General features: G+C 33.0%; 15 protein-coding genes. All 15 read right to left on the reverse strand.

Annotated elements, in window-relative coordinates:
* Positions 1 to 187 precede the first annotated feature (187 nt).
* The 15 genes from bsdtb5_RS14400 to bsdtb5_RS14470 all read right to left on the reverse strand — a co-directional run bounded on the left by bsdtb5_RS14400 (position 188) and on the right by bsdtb5_RS14470 (position 19,397).
* Positions 188 to 2,281, reverse strand: coding sequence for a methyl-accepting chemotaxis protein (locus bsdtb5_RS14400; RefSeq protein ID WP_271712673.1), 2,094 nt, complete (start codon positions 2,279 to 2,281; stop codon positions 188 to 190).
* A gap of 295 nt (positions 2,282 to 2,576) precedes the next feature.
* Positions 2,577 to 3,446, reverse strand: a complete 870-nt coding sequence (gene lgt / locus bsdtb5_RS14405; protein WP_271712674.1) for a prolipoprotein diacylglyceryl transferase — start codon at positions 3,444 to 3,446, stop codon at positions 2,577 to 2,579.
* A 241-nt stretch (positions 3,447 to 3,687) separates the two neighbouring features.
* On the reverse strand, positions 3,688 to 4,785 hold the full coding sequence (gene ychF, locus bsdtb5_RS14410; RefSeq protein ID WP_271712675.1) for a redox-regulated ATPase YchF: 1,098 nt from the start codon (positions 4,783 to 4,785) through the stop codon (positions 3,688 to 3,690).
* Between the two features lie 149 nt (positions 4,786 to 4,934).
* A complete protein-coding gene (locus tag bsdtb5_RS14415) occupies positions 4,935 to 5,615 on the reverse strand; it encodes a thiamine diphosphokinase (RefSeq protein WP_271712676.1) in 681 nt (226 codons plus the stop codon).
* 41 nt (positions 5,616 to 5,656) lie between these two features.
* A complete protein-coding gene (locus bsdtb5_RS14420; protein WP_271712677.1) occupies positions 5,657 to 6,373 on the reverse strand; it encodes a flagellar brake protein in 717 nt (238 codons plus the stop codon).
* On the reverse strand, positions 6,345 to 7,022 hold the full coding sequence (gene rpe, locus bsdtb5_RS14425) for a ribulose-phosphate 3-epimerase (RefSeq protein WP_271712678.1): 678 nt from the start codon (positions 7,020 to 7,022) through the stop codon (positions 6,345 to 6,347). The genes bsdtb5_RS14420 and rpe overlap by 29 nt, the downstream gene beginning before the upstream one ends.
* A gap of 87 nt (positions 7,023 to 7,109) precedes the next feature.
* Positions 7,110 to 7,988, reverse strand: coding sequence for a ribosome small subunit-dependent GTPase A (rsgA, locus tag bsdtb5_RS14430; protein WP_271712679.1), 879 nt, complete (start codon positions 7,986 to 7,988; stop codon positions 7,110 to 7,112).
* Entirely contained in the window at positions 7,988 to 10,072 is a 2,085-nt protein-coding gene (gene pknB, locus bsdtb5_RS14435) for a Stk1 family PASTA domain-containing Ser/Thr kinase (RefSeq protein WP_271712680.1), read from the reverse strand. Before pknB ends, rsgA begins: the two co-directional genes overlap by 1 nt.
* A 15-nt stretch (positions 10,073 to 10,087) precedes the next feature.
* A complete protein-coding gene (locus bsdtb5_RS14440) occupies positions 10,088 to 10,810 on the reverse strand; it encodes a Stp1/IreP family PP2C-type Ser/Thr phosphatase (RefSeq protein WP_271712681.1) in 723 nt (240 codons plus the stop codon).
* 11 nt (positions 10,811 to 10,821) lie between these two features.
* Positions 10,822 to 11,865, reverse strand: coding sequence for a 23S rRNA (adenine(2503)-C(2))-methyltransferase RlmN (gene rlmN / locus bsdtb5_RS14445; protein ID WP_271712682.1), 1,044 nt, complete (start codon positions 11,863 to 11,865; stop codon positions 10,822 to 10,824).
* Positions 11,866 to 11,911: 46 nt separating this feature from the next.
* Entirely contained in the window at positions 11,912 to 13,270 is a 1,359-nt protein-coding gene (gene rsmB / locus bsdtb5_RS14450) for a 16S rRNA (cytosine(967)-C(5))-methyltransferase RsmB (RefSeq protein ID WP_271712683.1), read from the reverse strand.
* A 35-nt stretch (positions 13,271 to 13,305) separates the two neighbouring features.
* The gene (fmt, locus tag bsdtb5_RS14455) at positions 13,306 to 14,229 is read right to left on the reverse strand and encodes a methionyl-tRNA formyltransferase (RefSeq protein ID WP_271712684.1); all 924 of its coding nucleotides are present in this window, start codon (positions 14,227 to 14,229) and stop codon (positions 13,306 to 13,308) included.
* A gap of 318 nt (positions 14,230 to 14,547) precedes the next feature.
* On the reverse strand, positions 14,548 to 15,030 hold the full coding sequence (gene def / locus bsdtb5_RS14460; protein WP_271712685.1) for a peptide deformylase: 483 nt from the start codon (positions 15,028 to 15,030) through the stop codon (positions 14,548 to 14,550).
* A gap of 539 nt (positions 15,031 to 15,569) precedes the next feature.
* Positions 15,570 to 17,825: a replication restart helicase PriA gene (gene priA, locus bsdtb5_RS14465; protein WP_271712686.1), complete on the reverse strand. Its 2,256-nt coding sequence runs from the start codon at positions 17,823 to 17,825 to the stop codon at positions 15,570 to 15,572.
* A 141-nt stretch (positions 17,826 to 17,966) separates the two neighbouring features.
* The gene (locus bsdtb5_RS14470; protein WP_271712687.1) at positions 17,967 to 19,397 is read right to left on the reverse strand and encodes a UDP-N-acetylmuramoyl-tripeptide--D-alanyl-D-alanine ligase; all 1,431 of its coding nucleotides are present in this window, start codon (positions 19,395 to 19,397) and stop codon (positions 17,967 to 17,969) included.
* Positions 19,398 to 19,442: the final 45 nt, after the last annotated feature.

Genomic DNA, 19,442 nt, shown 5'->3' on the forward strand with positions numbered 1-19,442 from the left:
TTTACTGTTACTTTCTTGTACAATTGTTAATGATTTCATTAAAAATAAATTTTGGATTCCATGTGTTCCTCCTGCACGGAGTGCTATTTAAATAATAGGAAAATCGGAGCAATTTCCTATTATTAAAAAAAGACTCCTTATCAAAAGCCACCAATATGGCCTGTTACTTTGATAAAGAGTCTAGATATTATTTAGAAAGCTTAAATTTATTTACTTCATCTAACATTTCCTTAGTTCTTGCACCTAAGTTAACTGCAGAAGTCGCAACATCTTCGGAAGAACTATTAAGCTCTTCTGCTGATGCAGATATTTCTTCACTCGAAGCAGAATTTTCTTGTGATATCGCTGAGATATCATCTATACTTCCCATTATGTCGTTCTTTTGAATGTTCATTTTCTCAGTGGCTGCATTAATATTCTCAATCTTAGGAATTACAGCTTTTATCGATTCAATAATATTCTGGAAAGATTCAAGCGTTGTATCTATCACTACTGCTTGTTCAGAAAATTCATTACTTACTGCTTTGGTTGTCTGAATAATCACTTCATTTTCAGTATAAATATTATCAATCAGACTTGTAATATTAGAAACTGAAACTTTAGATTGTTCTGCTAACTTTCTTATCTCATCAGCAACCACAGCAAATCCTTTTCCAGCTTCTCCAGCTCTTGCTGCCTCAATTGCTGCATTCAAAGCTAGTAGATTTGTTTGTTCTGAGATATTATTGATCAAACCAGTAATTTCATTAATCTGACTAATATTGGACCATAGTTTTTGAATTCCACTTTCAAAACTTGCAAAGGATTGATTTGTATTTTCAACTGATTTTGATAAATTATTAATATTGTGATTATTTTCTTCCGCTAAATTAATAAGAATTTGAGCACTTTGATCTACTTCATTCATTTCTCTTGTAATATTTTCAACATTACCTGAGAACATATTCATACCATCTGCTATTGTAACCAATGCATCCGATTGAGATATTGTACCTTTCGCAACTTCCTGTATTGCATCTGCAACCACAGTAGAGGAAGCACTCATTTGTTGTGATACAGCGGATAAACTTGTCGCATCCATATCTATTATTTTTGAATTATCAATTACCTTTTGTAACATAGATCTAATGGACGACTGTGTTGCATGTACTGCTTGTAACATCTGTCCAACTTCATCCTTTAATTGTAGATGATTTGGATTTACCTCATTACTAAAATCCCCATTAGCCATTGGTGTTATATATTCAATTGCCAATTTTATACTCTTAACAATTTTATCTGCAATAAGGAACATTATCACAATTGTTATTATTACTTCTATTAAAGCAGTTAAACATACTAAAAATTTCAGATGCGTTAAAGATGACAATACTTCTGATTGATCTGTTGCTACTCCAATCGACCATGAGGTACCCGTAACTGGAGCGTAAGCTAAAATCTTCTTTTTCCCACCATAAAGGTATTCGCCAACGCCTGTTTTACCAGCAACCATTTTCTTCTCAATAGTAACAAGTTGCTTTAACGAGCTATCTTTTTTAACATTTTCAAAATCATTGTCTTGATTTATTACTAAATCTGAATTATGATGAGCAATTGTTGTACCTTCACCATTTATCATAAATGCTCTTCCAGTCTTACCAATTCTAATGTCATCTACCATCTGGCTAATTTCACTATTATCCTTTATCGCGGTTAGAACACCTACGATAGTACCATTACTTGTTATTGGAGCAGCATATACAACAACCATTCGATTTTCAGTTTTACTCATTATTGGATCCGAAACGTTCGGTATTCCTCTCACTGCTTTTTTAAAATACTCTCTATCCGATATATCTGCATCCATCTTAGTTGATAATACAACCTTACCACTAGTATCCGAAATTCCCATCTTTATATATCCATTTGCCACTATCTCATTCGCCAAACCTTCTAATTTCTCAGCTGGAGTTTTAGTTTGATCCTGAATTTGTGGTGACATTGCAATCTGTTGCACCTTAGATAACTGTTCACTTATTCTAGCTTGAATAACTTTAGACGACTCTGTTACAATACCTTTAATCATTGTTTTTGATGTTGTCACTAAAGCATCTTGAGATGCTTTTAAAGAAAATAATGCTAGAAATAATATTGACGCTACACCTAATAAAGATGCTGATAATATAATTTTTATTCTTATACTTCTTCGTTTTATATTTTTTTGTTTTACGTCTTTTTGTTTTACTTCCTTTTGTATTCCCTTCTTCATTTTTGTCTCATTTTTAGAGCTGTTATTCCTCATTTGTTACTATCCTCCTATTGCTTTTCTATACATTCCTCATTTGTTCTACCAAAATTTCTCTTTACAATTTGGTACAACGTATATAATAATATCACCTTCAATTTTAATTTTCAATTCTTTTAGGCTATTTTTCGACATTTTTCTAGTACTTTCTTCCTATATGTTATTTCTGTAAAATTATGCATATATATATCACTTAGTTTTATTGTAAAATGAAAGTAGAGTTCTATAATAATCATATCATTATTATAGAACTCTACTTATTAAATTAACTATAAAATACTATTCCTTAACTTTAGGCATTAGCTTTCTTTAAACTAACTCTTTTAAAAATGATAATTCCACTAGCAACAATGAATAGAAATACTGAAAGTATTTGTGAAACGGCTATATTAGTTCCCCAAAATAGTAATTGATCTGTTCTTAATCCTTCAATCCATGCTCTTCCAAGGCCATAACCAGCTAGATATAACAGAATCATCTCACCATCAAATTTCTTATGTTTCGTATAAATCAATAATATAACTAACAAACAAAGATTCCAGAGTGATTCATACAGAAAAGTTGGATGAACCTGTATATATTCTACACCATTTACCACCTTGATATGATTTAATAGATCAGTTGTTATATTGCTTGAAGCAACGTCTGATTTTCTTAATTGCATCGCTAAAAGGTTATTCGTGTAACCACCGAACGCTTCTCGGTTAAAGAAATTCCCCCATCTACCAATAATCTGACCAGTAACTAATCCTACACATGCAGTATCTGCTAATAATCCCACGGATATTTTCTTAATCTTAGAATAAACAATTGCACAGATAACTGCTGTTATTACACCACCATAGATAGCCAAGCCGCCACCCCTGATATTGAATACCTGTAATAAATCATTCTTATATTCGTCCCAAGCAAATATTACATAATATAATCTAGCTCCAATAACTGATAAAATTATTGCATATAATGCAAAGTCTAGATAAATATCTGGATCTTGTCCTGTTCTTTTTGCTTGTCTTTCCACAACTAGATAACCAGCAACCATACCAAAAGCAATTATCATTCCATAGAATGCAATATCTATACCAAATAGCGTAATGCCTTTGGGTATACCCTGTAATTCAATTCCTAGATTCGGAAATCTTATTCCTGCAATTAAATACATAATATGAATCCTGCCCTTTCCTATTACTAATTAAATGTAATATAAATAAAATTGTTCCATTTACATTTAATATTGCTAAGAGTTCCAAAAGTCTTTCTCAACATTCACTTAATAACCAAAATAAGACTTTTGATACTAATATCCCTTGATGAAAAGGAAAGGAAGATAGTGATTAACTATTAATTTCCTTTCCTTTTCTAGATTATTTATATTTAATTATGAAATAAAGAACTAGTAATCCCTAAACATTGAAACGGAATAAAATAACATCTCCATCTTGAACAACATATTCTTTACCTTCTGAACGAACTAGACCCTTATCCTTTGCAGCATTATAACTACCACATTCCGTTAAATTTTGAAAACTAACTACTTCTGCACGAATGAATCCTCTTTCAAAATCAGTGTGAATCTTACCAGCTGCTCCTGGTGCTTTCGTACCTTTTGTAATTGTCCATGCTCTAGTCTCTTGTGGTCCAGCTGTTAAATAACTAATTAATCCTAGAAGTCGATAACTTGCACGAATAAGTTTTTCCAAACCTGATTCTTTGATTCCTAAATCTTCAAGGAACATTTTCTTCTCATCTTCTTCTAATTCTGCCATCTCTTGTTCAATTTGTGCACAGATAACAAAAACTTCTGAGTTCTCACCTTTTGCAAAATCTCTAACTTTAGCAACATTAGCATTATTTACTGCGTCGTCAGCCAAATCATCTTCTAATACATTTGCAGCATAGATTACTGGTTTATAAGTTAATAGATTATAACTTTCTAATAAAGCCAATTCTTCTTCATCGTCTGTATCAAAACCTTTTGCTAGTTTCCCATCTTCTAAATACGCTTTGACTCTTTCTAATAATTCAACTTCTTTTGCTAATGCTTTATCGTTTTTCGCACCTTTTGATGCTCTTTGCATTCTTCTGTCGATTACTTCAATGTCAGAAAAAATAAGTTCTAGATTAATTGTCTCAATATCTCTTAATGGATCAATAGAACCATCTACGTGAATAATATTACTGTCTTCAAAACATCTTACAACATGAACAATTGCATCAACTTCACGAATATTTGCTAAGAATTGATTTCCTAATCCTTCTCCTTTTGAAGCTCCTTTTACTAAGCCTGCAATATCAACAAATTCAATAGCTGCTGGTAAGATTTTTTGTGAATTATATAAATTAGCTAAAGCTTGTAATCTTTCATCTGGTACTGAAACAATCCCTACATTAGGATCAATTGTACAGAATGGATAATTTGCTGATTCAGCTCCTGCTTTTGTAATAGAATTGAACAATGTACTTTTACCTACATTGGGTAAACCTACGATTCCTAATTTCATTTGTGTCTTCCTTTCAAGGTTTATTTATTTCATAGAATTAGAGTATCAAAAAAAATCTAATTCTATTATTTTCATTATTTTACTCGCATTAACACAATGCATTTTAACATATTAATAAAAAAATGGAAAGATAAATTTTACTTATCAAGTCAGTCTTTTGACTCTACAACAATTAAGATTCCACTCTTTATCAGAATATCTCCATATTCGTCTTCTAATTCATTACTTACTCCAAGGCTATCGCCAATAATCAATGTCCTATCTTGAAGTGGATATTTAAACCCCTCTAAAGATACCCCCTCAACCTTCTCTGTAAGTGGTAAAAGCGATATATATTTGCCATATTGTTTTAGTTTTTCAATTTTGATACTATTTCTATGCAAACCGTCCATAAGATATATTTTATTATGATGATCGATAATGGTTGCTTCTATACCTTGTAAAAGTGGCAGCATCAGTAAATTAACATTGGCAAGCACATGATCAAAGCGACTTCCGGTAGCTCCAACCAATATTATTTTTGTACATTGTAATGAAAGAGCTAACTCAATTGCAATTTGGGTGTCAGTGCTATCTTTGATTGGATTATATACTTTTAATGTCGTATCTATTTTACCATCCGATATGCTCTGTCGATAATGTTCTAGAACAGTTGCATCCACAGAGTCAAAATCACCAACTAAATAATCAATCTTAAGCTTACACTGGGTCGCAATCTCTAACCCCCGATCTACAGCAATCGTAATATTAAATTGATTTTTTTTCCTCACATTTTCTAACAACTGCTCTGTAACCTCTCCACCAGTTATTATTAAAACTACATTCTGCATTCTTACACTCCATCTGCAACTAGTTACTTAATATACTTTGCTTAACTGTCTTTTCTAACCTTATGTATTATCTTTCTCTGTAAATTGAATATATGCTTAGGTAATTCCCTACTAGATTGTATAAATTCACATCCATAACAATAACGATAGACATTATGGTAAGCCTTTGTAATTCGAATTACTTTTACTTTACAATGCATATCACCAAAATCTGTTGATAAATCAAAAGCAATCTCGTCTCCCACTTTGAATTCCTCATTGGCATAAATTCCAATCCCAGTTTCGGACAAATCCTTCATGTATCCTTCACATATTTTTTCATCAAACAGATCCAAGTCCATATAATTTTGCAATATAGATAAGTCATCAAATTCATCAAGCTTAAATTCCATCATATCTTCATTCAGAACACTATAATGTAATATTAAAGAGGTTCCATATTCTACGCGATAAGCATTTCTTCGATTATATATCGTTCCCTTTTTCTGTGACATAAAATAATGAACTTGATCATCATCAAGTTCAGTTACTCCTGCTTTAACATTCTCCCAAAGGTATAGACTTTGCCCATGCTTATATATTATGTCAACCTGATCTGAATCTAAAAATCGAAATACTCTTTTATTCTTCGCAATTAATGTAACGAAAACATGATCATCATTTACATCCTCAATTTTACTTACGACTCGATATTTATACCCATCTCTTGTGACATAAATATTTACTGTTTTACCTGGACTTAGCTCCTTTAGATACATGACTTAATACCTCCTTGAATGCAACCGTATTTTCTAAAATATCGCCTGTAAATATAGCAGAGCCTGCTACAAATACATCCGCACCTGCTTCCATTACCTGCGCCACATTCTCTAATGTAATCCCACCATCTACTTCAATTTCTATAGATAGTTTTTTCTTATCAATTATCTCTCTTAACTGTTTCGTTTTCTCTAGCGTATATGGTATAAACTTCTGTCCTCCAAAGCCTGGATTTACACTCATAATTACAACCATGTCTAGTTCATCTAATACATAATCAAGTACATTAAGAGGTGTAGCTGGATTTAATGCAACTCCAACCTTTGCCCCTAACTCTTTTATTCTTTTTATTGTCCTGTCTAAATGATTACAGCTTTCAGCATGTACTGTTATGATATCAGCACCTGCTTCATATACATCTTGTACATATCTTATTGGTTCATTAATCATAAGATGTGCATCAAATATACACTTCGTCTTATCTCGTATTGATTTCATTATAGGCATTCCAATAGAAATACTTGGAACGAAGGCTCCATCCATAATATCAATGTGTATATAATCTGCTCCTGCTTTTTCAATCGTCATTACTTCTTCACCAAGTTTTGAAAAATCTGCTGCTAATATTGATGGCGCCAATTTATACATATTTTACCCTTGCCTTTCAATTCTAAATATTTTATCAATCAATAGATCAACACAAATAACTAAGTTAGAAACTTTATTTCATCCACCTTAGTATTTCCTTTGATCCTTTAATTCTTGATATATTGTTACATAGTTGCGATATCTTACTTCACTTATTTCTCCAAGTTCTAGCGCATCTTTTACTCTACAATCCGGTTCGTTAATATGAATACATCCTTTATAACGACAACCTTCTTCATATTCAGTAAACTCTGAAAAATAGTCTTTTAACTCATTACATTCAATTCCATCTAAGTATAATGAACTAAATCCTGGAGTATCCATGATATAACTTGTTTCATTAATATAATGAAGTTCTGAATGCCTTGTCGTGTGCTTTCCTCTCTGAATCTTGTCACTGATTGCACCTGTTTCCATATTTGCATTAGGTGTAATTTGATTAATTAGAGAAGACTTACCAACCCCAGATGGCCCTGCAAGTACCGTTGTTTTATCTTCCAACAACGCTTGTACAGCTTGAATCCCTTCATCAAGAACAGTGCTTGTTCCAATCACTTGATATCCACATGAACGGTATATGTTACTTAAGTTATCAAACTCGTCCTCAGATACCAAATCACTTTTATTAAAACATATGATTGTATTGACACCTTCTTTAAGCATCATGATCAGAAATCGATCCAATAAATTAAGATTTGGTTTCGGAGAAGAAACAGCAAAAATAATAATTGCTTGATCTACATTAGAAACCATTGGACGTATTAACTGATTCTTTCTTTCTAATATTTTTACAATATTGCCCTTTTTATTACTTTCATCAATAACATCAATATCTACATTATCACCTACAAGAGGTTTTATCTTTTGACTTCGAAATATTCCTTTGGCTTTACATTCATATACTCCCATGTAGGGAGTATGAATGTAATAAAAGCCAGCAATTCCTTTTATAATCTTTCCTTGCATTAATTAGCCACCTTGTTAAAAGTCACAACCCAAGTACCTGCACACAATTCATCATTTAGGTACATTTTAATCGTACCTTTTGAAGTAGAACTTCCCTTAATTGGAACTGTTAGTGGGAAATCACCATAACCTACAGTCTCTTCGTATACATCTGAGGTTACACCATCCTGAGTTAATTCAAGTCGAATAACACCACTTTCTGTTTCATCAACAAAAGGATTATCATCATCAGATATCGTTACACTACCTTCATATGAATACGACTTTTGTTCAGGTCCAAGGCTTACAGTAAATCCAATCTCTGTGCCTTCTTCCACTTTCTCATTTACCGAATAATTCTGATAAATTACATGACCTTTTTCAAATTTGTCTGAATTCTTGTAATCAACTTTACCTACTTTTAGTCCACTTTGTTTTAGTAAATTTTTTGCATCAGCTTCCGTCATATCTGATAAATCAGGAACATATACAGATTCCACTTTCTTACCTTTACTTACTACAACAGTGACAGAGTCTCCTTCTACAACTGCTGAACCTGCTGCTGGGTTCGTACTAATAACATTTCCTTCATCTATTGAATCACTATAATCATAATCATGCTTAACATTAAGATTATTCTCTGTTAATATTGTAACCGCTTCTTTATCTGTTTTATTCGCTAAATCAGGAAGTTTAAACGATTCAGGTCCACTACTTACTACTAGTTGAACTTCATCATTCGCTTTTGCTGATTCGCCATTTTCAGGAGTTTGTGATATAATACGATCCTTTTCTACTGAATCGGATGTTTCATAAGTATATTTCGGACTTAATCCTGCGTCTGATAATATCTTAGTAGCTTCATCTAATGTCTTATTGGTAACATCTGGAACTTCGATTTCAGCATCTGGAGATGCAGATGGAGATCCGCTAACATCAGGAGACTCTACTACATTTTCTATATTATTATTGTTTTTATCATTTCCTGAGAATTTAAATAATCCTGACGATTTACCAACTAATACCAAAATAATAATAACTAGAACAACTACTAATCCAATTCCTCCAAATACCATGATTTTCTCAAGTTTTGGATCAACATCACGATCTAATTCTTCATCGTCTTCTTTTTCATCGTTTTCTTCTTCATCGTAATCATCTTCATCATCAATAGGAGCAGTTCCTCTTTTGGAAGCACTACGAATATGATTCACTTCATCTTCTGATATATTAATCGTTGGTGAATCATCAATAGCAGTTGGTGCAATCTTAACAAAGTCACCATTAGGATTCACAATTGCTTTCTTTAAATCTGCGATTAATTCACCTGCGGATAAATATCTTCTCTCAGGTTTCTTCTGCATACATTTTTGAACTATTCGATCCACACTTACTGGTATCGATGAGTCTAATTGTCTTAATGGGGTAGCTTCTCCTTGAATATGAAGTAAAGCTACAGATACTGTATTATCACCAGCAAAAGGTACCATACCAGAAAGCATCTCGTATAAAGTAACACCAAGAGAATAGATATCACTCTTCTCATCACTATATCCACCTCTTGCTTGCTCTGGTGAAATATAATGAACGGATCCCATTGCGTTGGAGGTTATTGTATTGGATGATGCAGCCTTTGCAATACCAAAATCCGTTACCTTTACTTTACCTTCCTTGGAAATAATTATATTTTGTGGTTTTATATCACGATGAATGATATGATTTGTATGTGCAGCTTCCATACCTTGAGCTATCTGAATAGCAATTCCAATTGCTTCTTTTAACTCTAGTTTACCTTTACGTTCAATAAAAGTCTTTAACGTAATTCCTTCTACTAATTCCATTACGATGTAATATACACCATCTTCTTCACCTACATCGTATACATTTACTATATTAGGGTGTGACAATCCAGCTGCTGACTGAGCTTCCCCTCTGAATTTATTAACAAATGTAGTATCATCACTAAATTCTTGTTTTAATATTTTAATTGCTACATATCGATTTAATCTATGACATTTTGCCTTGTAGACGTCTGCCATTCCACCGGATCCAACTTTATCAATAATCTCATATCGATCACTAATAAACATCCCTGGTTTTATCATATCTTTCACCTCTCTTTATGGTCTTACGATTATAATAGCAATATTATCATTGCCACCATATTCATTTGCTGCCTCTATTAACTTACTCGCAGCTTTCTCAATGTCATCCGGGTATTCTTTCATAATTCTTAAAATATCATCATCGTCCATCATATTCGAAAGACCATCAGAACACATAAGTATAGTATCATCTTCTGTAATATTTACTTCAAAGAAGTCAGGAACTACTAATTGATTGGCACCAAGTGCTCTTGTAATTATATTCTTATTCGGATGTAATCTTGCATCTTTTCTTTCAATTTCACCTGTTTTAACCATTTCTTCTACTAAAGAATGATCTTCGGTTATCTGCTTAATCGTATCATTCACAATATAAAGTCTACTATCTCCGATATTAGCAACATATAAGACATCTTCCATAATGGTAGCTAAGACAAATGTTGTACCCATTCCTTCTAAATCACTGCTTTTCTTAGCCTCTTCTATAAGCAATTTATTAGCGTTTGTAATAGCTGCTTCTATAATTCCTATTGGAGTTTTCTGATTTCCATTCACTATTGTATGAATTACGGATTCAACGCAAAATCTAGAAGCATAATCACCTGCATTATGTCCTCCCATACCATCTGCAACAATAAATAAATTAGGAAGACTACCTACTGCATTTTCTTGACTGTAGACATAATCTTGATTCACTTTTCGCTTCATTCCGACATCTGTAATTGAAAATGATTTCATGCTGTCTCCTCCTAATCCTCACTATTTTGATCCATATAACTTTTTCTTAATTGTCCACAAGCAGCGTCAATATCCGCGCCCATTTCTCTTCTAATAGTAACATTTATTCTATTTTTTTCAAGTATATTTTTAAAATTTTGTATAAATTTACCTTGTGAATGTTTGTAATTTCGTTCTTTAATAGGGTTTACCGGAATCAAATTGACATGGCAATTGAGACCTTTTAACTTCTTCACAAGCTCCATAGCATTATCACTACTATCATTAACACCTTCTACCAAGCTATATTCGAAGGTAAGTCTACGCTTTGTCTTATTATAATAATACTTACAAGCATCCAAAATGGTTGCAATATCATATTTATTAGCAACTGGCATTAACTCTTTTCTTACCTCATCATTTGGTGCGTGTAAAGATATAGCCAAAGTAATCTGTAACTCTTCATCCGCTAGCATACGAATCTTCTCTACTAGTCCGCATGTTGATACGGTAATGTTTCTTTGACTAATATTCAACCCATTTTCATCTGAGACGAGTTCAATAAATTTCAATAAATTATCATAATTATCAAAAGGCTCTCCTGTTCCCATTACTACAATGTTAGATACTCTTTCATTTGATAATTTCTGAATCTGATATATCTGATCAAGCATCTCAGAAGGTGTTAAATTTCTTTCTAAGCCTCCTAAGGTAGAGGCGCAGAATTTACACCCCATTCTACAACCGACTTGCGATGAAATACAGACAGAATTACCATGCTTATACTTCATTAATACACTTTCAATTACTCGATCATCATATAGTCGGAATAAGAATTTACTTGTTTCATCTTCTTTTGAAGTTCTTTGATCTACCTTTTCTACACGTATTATCTCGTAGTTATCTTTTAATTTTTCTCTTAAATCTTTTGATAAATTTGACATCTCGTCAAAATCATCAATTAGTTTCTTATGTAGCCATTCGTATATTTGTTTTGCACGAAATGGCTTTTCTCCTATCAAACGAATACTTTCCTTTAATTCCTCATAATTTAAGGATTTAATATCTATTTTCATGTAATCTCCCATCTACCAAATACTTGGTAAAAAATTCAGGATTCTTTTATTCTTTATTTCTTACGAAACGTGCAATAAAAAAGCCGTCCGTATCGTGTTCTCCAGGTAATAATTGAATATATCCTTTTTTCGTTGTTTCACTGTGTAACTTAGATGGAATATAAGAATCCAACGAGTCCAATGAAAAGTCAAATTCATCAAGTATCCACTTCACATTCTCTTCATTTTCATCTCGATTTACAGTACATGTACTATAAATTAGAGTACCACCTTTTTTCACATATTGACTGACTACTTTCAGTATCTGTCTTTGCATTAGAACTAACTCATCTTGCTTTTCTTTCGTCATTTTATATTTAATGTCTGTTTTCTTACCAATTACACCAAGTCCAGAGCAAGGTAAATCTGCAATAACTAGATCCGCATATTCTATACAGTTCTTATCAAGTTCAGTTGCATCAGCTACTTCAACAGTCATATTAGTAATTCCTAAACGATCTCTATTTTCTATAATTAATTCTGTTTTATACTCAGTTAGATCTCTCGAGATCACCTTACCAGTACCTTTTAATTTCTCAGCAATATGAAGACTTTTTCCTCCTGGAGCAGCACATACATCAATAACAATGTTATTTTCCCTCACATTTGCGATCTCTGATACCAACATGGAACTTTCATCTTGAACTTGAAATAGTCCTTCTTGAAATGAATTCATATGGGATAAGTAATTATATCCCGATATTTTGAATGCATAATCAAAAAGCTCTGATTTTTGCACCGTAACACCTTCGCTAATTAATCTCTCTTCTAATTGTTCTGGAGAAATTTTTAGTTTATTGGTTCGAATGCTTGTTGCTTTATTTGCTAATGAATATTCTAATATACTCTTTACAGTGTTGAAGTCATATTCATTTAGCCATTTTATTATGATCCAATCTGGCATTGAATACCAAACGCTTAAATATTTCACTGGTTCTTTATCTACATCAGGATATTTGATATCATCTTTATTTCGTATGATATTTCGAAGAACACCATTTACAAATCCCTTCAAAGTATGAAATCCTTTTTTTACAGCAAGTTTCACTGCTTCATTGCATGCTGCAGAATCCGGAACGCCATCCATGAATTTTATTTGATAAACGCCCATTCGTAGAATATTACGAATTACAGGTTTCATCTTTGTTGTCTTGACTTTTGAAAATTGATCTATAATATAGTCTAAATGGATTCGCTGTTCCACGCATCCTTCTGTTAGCCTTTGTAAAAACGCTCGATCTTTCTTCTCTAAATATTGGTACTTTTTCAATGTTTGATTCATAACGATGTGACTATAGTTATCCTCTTCTATAATTTCAATTAACATAGCAAGAACAACTTCTCTTACATTCACACTATTAGACAATATTTCTTCCTCCAAAATACTTATTATCGGTTACTTTATAAAACCGTTCCCACCGTGATATTGTAACCTCTTAGGAAATCAGTAACTTCCATTCTCTTCTTACCTTCTAATTGAATTTCTTTCAAAGCAAGGCCATCTTCTTTAGTCTTAATTATAATACTATCCTTTGTAACTTGTACAATTTCGCCTTCCTTGCCTTCTTTACAAGGTACTACCTCTGCTTTCCAAACCTTTAATTTCTTATTATCTAGAAATGTATAAGCACTTGGTACAGGATTAAGCCCTCTAATGAGTCTTTCTAATTCAATTGCTGACTTGTTAAAATCAAGATGCCCTAACGTTTTATCGATTGGCACTACATAATTAGATAATGAATCATCCTGTTCTTCTCTAATGGCAGTACCATTTTCTAAAGCAACTAACGTCTCTACTAATAAATCAGCTCCAAGTACTGCTAACTTATCATGAAGACTTCCATAAGTCTCATCCTTCTCAATTGGAGTTACTGCTTTTAATATCATGTCCCCCGTATCTATACCTTTTGCCATATACATCGTAGTTACACCAGATTCTTTTTCACCATCAATAACTGCCCATTGAATGGGAGCAGCTCCTCGATATTTTGGTAATAAAGAGGCATGAACATTAATACATCCGTATTTTGGAATATTAAGAATAGACTCAGGAAGAATCTGTCCAAATGCAACTGTAACAATAACATCTGGATTTAATTCTCTTATTATATTAACATATTCTTCTTCTCGTACTTTAATTGGCTGATAAACAGGAATGTTATGTTCTAATGCTTTTTCTTTTACTGGTGGGAATGCAACCGCTTTCCCACGTCCTTTTGGTTTGTCTGGTTGTGTCATAACAGCTAACACTTCATGCCCAGCTTCTATGATTTTCTCTAAAGTTCTAACAGAAAAATCAGGAGTTCCCATAAATATTACTTTCATGTTTTTACCCGTTGTATAACACATTAACCTACATGCCTGCGACTTGCTCGCAGGCCTAAATTAGGCGCGTGAAACGCTTTAGTTCAGACTGCTTACGAATGTGTTATTGCCACAATAAATGAGATTGAAAGAATACGATGTGGCTTCCTTTCTTTCCTTTTCTTTCTCTCAATCTTACTCATATATTTCATTTTAAATGGTTTAGGTGTCAAATTCCCATGCCAAGTTTTTGGCGCTACTACGAATATAAAAGGGGCATGGGAATTCGACAGCCTCCGGCGGATGCACAAACAAGACTTTTGTTACCGTAAGCAAAAATTAATCTTCGTCCATGTGCTTCGTATCTAATAATTCACCTTCCACTTTTTCAACATAAAGATGTCCATCTAGATGATCTATCTCATGACAAAAAGCTCTAGCCAATAACTCAGTACCTTCCACTTCGAACTCTTCCATTTTCTCATTAAAGGCTCTTACCTTTGCATAATTAGGTCTTGTTACCATACCAACCTTGCCCGGAACACTTAGACAACCTTCACTACCTGTTTGCTCACCACTAGTCTCAATAATCTCAGGATTAATTAAAATAATAGGTTCATCACCTTCTGGTGATACATCAATAACAACGATTCTCTTTAATACTCCAACCTGAGGAGCTGCTAAACCAACACCTTCTGCATCATACATGGTATCAAGCATATCCTCAATTAAAGTTAAAGTTCTCTCATCTACCTCTTTAACCTCTCTTGCTTTCTTATTTAATACCTCATCACCAATTTTTCTAATATTTCTAATCGCCATCTCTTCATTCCTTTCTTATCAAAATTTACTAATCTAATATTGCTTATTTAATCAACTTATTAGTTCATATATATATCTATCTTTAGTAACCTTCTTTTATAAATATATTCAATAAGTGAAACTCACATTAATACATACTAGCTTCTATCTGTCGCCATTGGTGACATAAAAACTCAAGAGTGTGAAACACTTTTATTTCACATTAACGTCTATGTCCGCGATTTACTTCTACCAATAACCTACCCGCATAGATAAATCAGCACTCAATACGTAGTATATAATCATAGATTTCTGTTTTTGCATAGGACGCCTTTTTGTTTGATGTGAAGTATCTTAATCCTTTTCCTTTTGGTTTAGAGATAAAAAGTTCGATGTTTGACGAAGAATGAGGAGTTCGAACTTTTTATCTCTGTCTTACCAAAACAAAAAGGATTTAGAGACTTCCATCAAACAAAATGAAGTACTATGAAAAAACAGAAACCTATGATTATCCACACACTCCCCCTGCTGATTTATCATGCTGTTAATCTAATGAATACCTAATAACTGCTCATAGGGTTAAAATCAAATTGAACGCTGCATAACTTAAAGTGCTCCGAAAAATTAATATAACCTTCTAGATAATTTTTAACATCCTTTAATTTATCATAATTCTCATGTTTAAGATAGATAATTTTGCGATAAATATCATTTGCTTTAGATAACGAAGCATTGGTCGGTCCAATAATCGTATATTGACTCTCCTCTTCATCTTCTCTATTCACTTTCTCTCTCATAACTCCAGATAGTAAGTTAATGCAAAGCTCAGCTTTATTCTCTGCTTTAGAAGAGACCAAGATTACAAGTATATTGGACGCAGGTGGATATTTCATAGCAGACCGATATAGCATTTCCTTTTGATAAAATCCTTCGTAATCATTTTCGCTTGCAGCAATAATACTATAGTGTTCTGGATTATAGGTCTGAATCACTACTTCTCCTTTTTCACTACCACGTCCAGCCCTTCCCGCTGCTTGAGTTAATAGCTGGAAGGTTCTCTCACTTGCTCTATAATCATTCGCATACAATGAGAGGTCTGCAGCAATAATACCTACTAGCGTTACTTTAGGAAAATCATGACCCTTAACAATCATTTGTGTACCAATCAAGATATCAGCTTCATGATTTGCGAATGCAGTTAATATCTTCTCATGTCCGTCTTTCGTTGAAGTTGTATCTGTGTCCATTCTTAACGTTCTCGCTCTCGGAAATTCTTTTCTTACAAACTCTTCTACCTTTTGCGTACCTGTTCCAAATGTTGCAATATATTTAGAACCACATACCGGACAGACCTTGGGCATAACCTCTTCATGGTTACAGTAATGACAGACTAACTTACCACTCGTATGATACGTTAATGACACATCACAGTGGTTACACTTCATAACATGTCCACAACTTCTGCAAGAAACAAACCCTGCATATCCTCGTCTATTAATAAATAACATAATTTGCTGTCTCTTGTCTAGTCTATCCTGCATTTTCTCACGTAAACTAGTACTAAAGATGGACTTATTCCTATTTTTTAGCTCTTCTCTAAGGTCTACAATGGATACCTCTGGAAGTAAGCTATTATTTGCTCTAGATGTAAGAGTATATAAATGGTACTCTCCTTTTATCGCTTTATAATAAGCCTCAAGAGAAGGAGTTGCAGAACCTAATACAACACTTGCACCCGTCATCTCTGCGCGCTTTATTGCAACTTCTCTAGCATGATATTTGGGTGTTGTTTCGGATTTATAACTTCCTTCATGTTCTTCATCAATAATAATCAAACCTAGATTTGAAAACGGAGTGAATAAAGCAGATCGAGGACCAATCATAATATCAATCTCACCATTTTTAGCTCTCAAATATTGATCATATCGTTCACCCTTTGATAACCTAGAATTCATAATAGAGATTCGATCCGAAAAACGATTATAGAACCTCATAACCGTCTGATAAGTTAATGCAATCTCTGGAATCAACATAATTACTTGTTTTTTATTTGCAATAACATTCGCTATCATCTCCATATATACTTCTGTTTTGCCACTTCCAGTAACACCATGAATCAAATAGGTTTTTCGAATTCCATTAAAATAGTCATTGATAAAATGATCAGCAATAGATTTTTGACAATCATTTAGTACAATTTGATATTCTTTTATCTGTTTTTTCTCAACTGGATTACGATAAACTGTCTTAGTCAACACCTCTATAATTCCTTGCTCCACTAATCCATTAATTGTACTTCTTGAAATATTTAATTTTTGTATAACAAGGTCGTAATCAATCGTATTTTCATTTATTAATTCTTGTAATAAACGAACTCTAGCTGTGTTATTTTTACGCTGATATTCACTCAATTTGTCCGTTGCTTCGTCGCTATCTAGAATTAATCGAATCTTTTTCTTCTCTTTTTGTTTTACAGATTGTTTTATTGGAATAACCGTTTTAAGAGCATCATTCATAGTTGCTCCAAAATTCTCTTTTATCCAATAAGCCAGATGAATAAGCTGTGATTCAATTAATAAGGCGCCTTCTACCACTTCATTAATTGTCTTTAAAAATTCTTCTGGAATCTTTAGCGTATTACTTAACCCAACCACATAACCTTTAATAACACGATTTCCTCGCCCGAAGGGGATCAACACCAAAGAACCAATAAAAACTTTTTCTCTAATATCATCCGGTACAGCATATTGATATGTCCTGTCTAGATTCTCACTTGATATATCAACTATAATATCTGCATATAGTATTTCTTCCATGCTGCACCTCCTTTTTCTTTCCTCTAATAAATAGGTAATTGAAAAACAAGCTATCTCATTGTTTTTCAATTACCTGCTCATTTCATTATTATATAGCATTAACACTAAGTAAACTAAAACATAGCCTTTCATAGTCTAATTTTATTTTACAAAAGCTTTCACTATTTCATCAATCTTCATGCCCCTAGAACCTTTTAGAAGAACAACGTCCTTTTCTTGCAAATTTTCTTTGAGATATGCGATTGCATCTGTATTATTCTCGAAAGAAACTGTTTGAATTGAAGGATTCTTCTCGTCAATAGCATCTTTAATTGCATGAGCCCACTTTCCAATGGTAACAACCATATTAATTGGTCTCTTTGCAATATATTCTCCCACTTCATAGTGACATTTGTAAGAGATCTCTCCAAGTTCTAATACATCTGCTAACACTGCAATTCTACGATTCACCTCTTCGATAGCAACCAATACTTCAATTCCACTTTTCATTGAGTCTGGACTTGCATTGTAAGTATCATCGATAAATTTTACGCCGTTTGCCTCATGAATCTGTCCACGCATTGCTATTGGTTGATATTTATATAAACCTTCCTTCGCTACCTCAGGGTCAATTCCTAGATGTTTTGCAATTGCTAATGCAACTGAAGCATTATATACATTATGAATACCTAATACATTAAGTATTACTTCAATCTTTTTATCTTCATATGCTAAATTAAATGAAGTCTGTTCATCCTTAGTTGTCACTTCACTCGCACAGTAGGAGGCGTGTTCACCAATTCCAAATGCAATGACACTAGTCTTTTCTAATACATTTTTTGTTTTCTCATTCATATCAATGCGAAAAGAATTCTGCAATTTTGCTTTATATATCTCAACAAGAAGATCATCATCACCGTTTACATATAGTGTTCCATCTTCACCAAATTCATTGATGATATTTAACTTTTCTTTTCTAATGTTCTCTCTAGTCTTAAGTTGTGCAATGTGAGAAACACCGATATTGGTCATTACTGCTATCGAAGGTCTAGCGATATGAGCCAATTTCTCCATCTCGCCTTCTTCACTCATTCCCATCTCAATAACAGCAACATCATGTTCTTTTTCTATACGAAAAATAGTAAGTGGCAAGCCCACTTGGCTATTCATGTTACCCGCTGTCTTTAGAACATTATATTTAGTCTCAAGGGCAGCTGATATCATTTCTTTCGTTGTTGTCTTGCCAACACTACCTGTAATCCCAATTACAGGTATTTTAAATTTATTTCTATAATGAGAAGCTAATACTTGCAGTGCTTTTAAAGTATCCTCAACTAAGATATAAGCTTTCTCTTTATTTCGTTTCTCTACTTCAATATTTCTACTTGTAAATGTTGCAATTGCACCTTCATGAAAAGCACCATCAATAAATTGATGTGCATCAACTCTCTCACCAATAATCGGTACAAATAAAGCATTCTTTCCGATTTCTTTTGAATTCGTACTTACAGAGGATATTGTACTAGTTTCATCTCCACAAAGTAAAGTTCCATTTACTGCATTTAATATTTCTTTTATACTGATTGGTTCCATTCTTTTTCCATGCCTTTCAATATTTATAGGTTCTTGGATTACACG

It is taken from the genome of Anaeromicropila herbilytica (assembly GCF_016591975.1).
GTDB classification, from domain to species: domain Bacteria; phylum Bacillota; class Clostridia; order Lachnospirales; family Lachnospiraceae; genus Anaeromicropila; species Anaeromicropila herbilytica.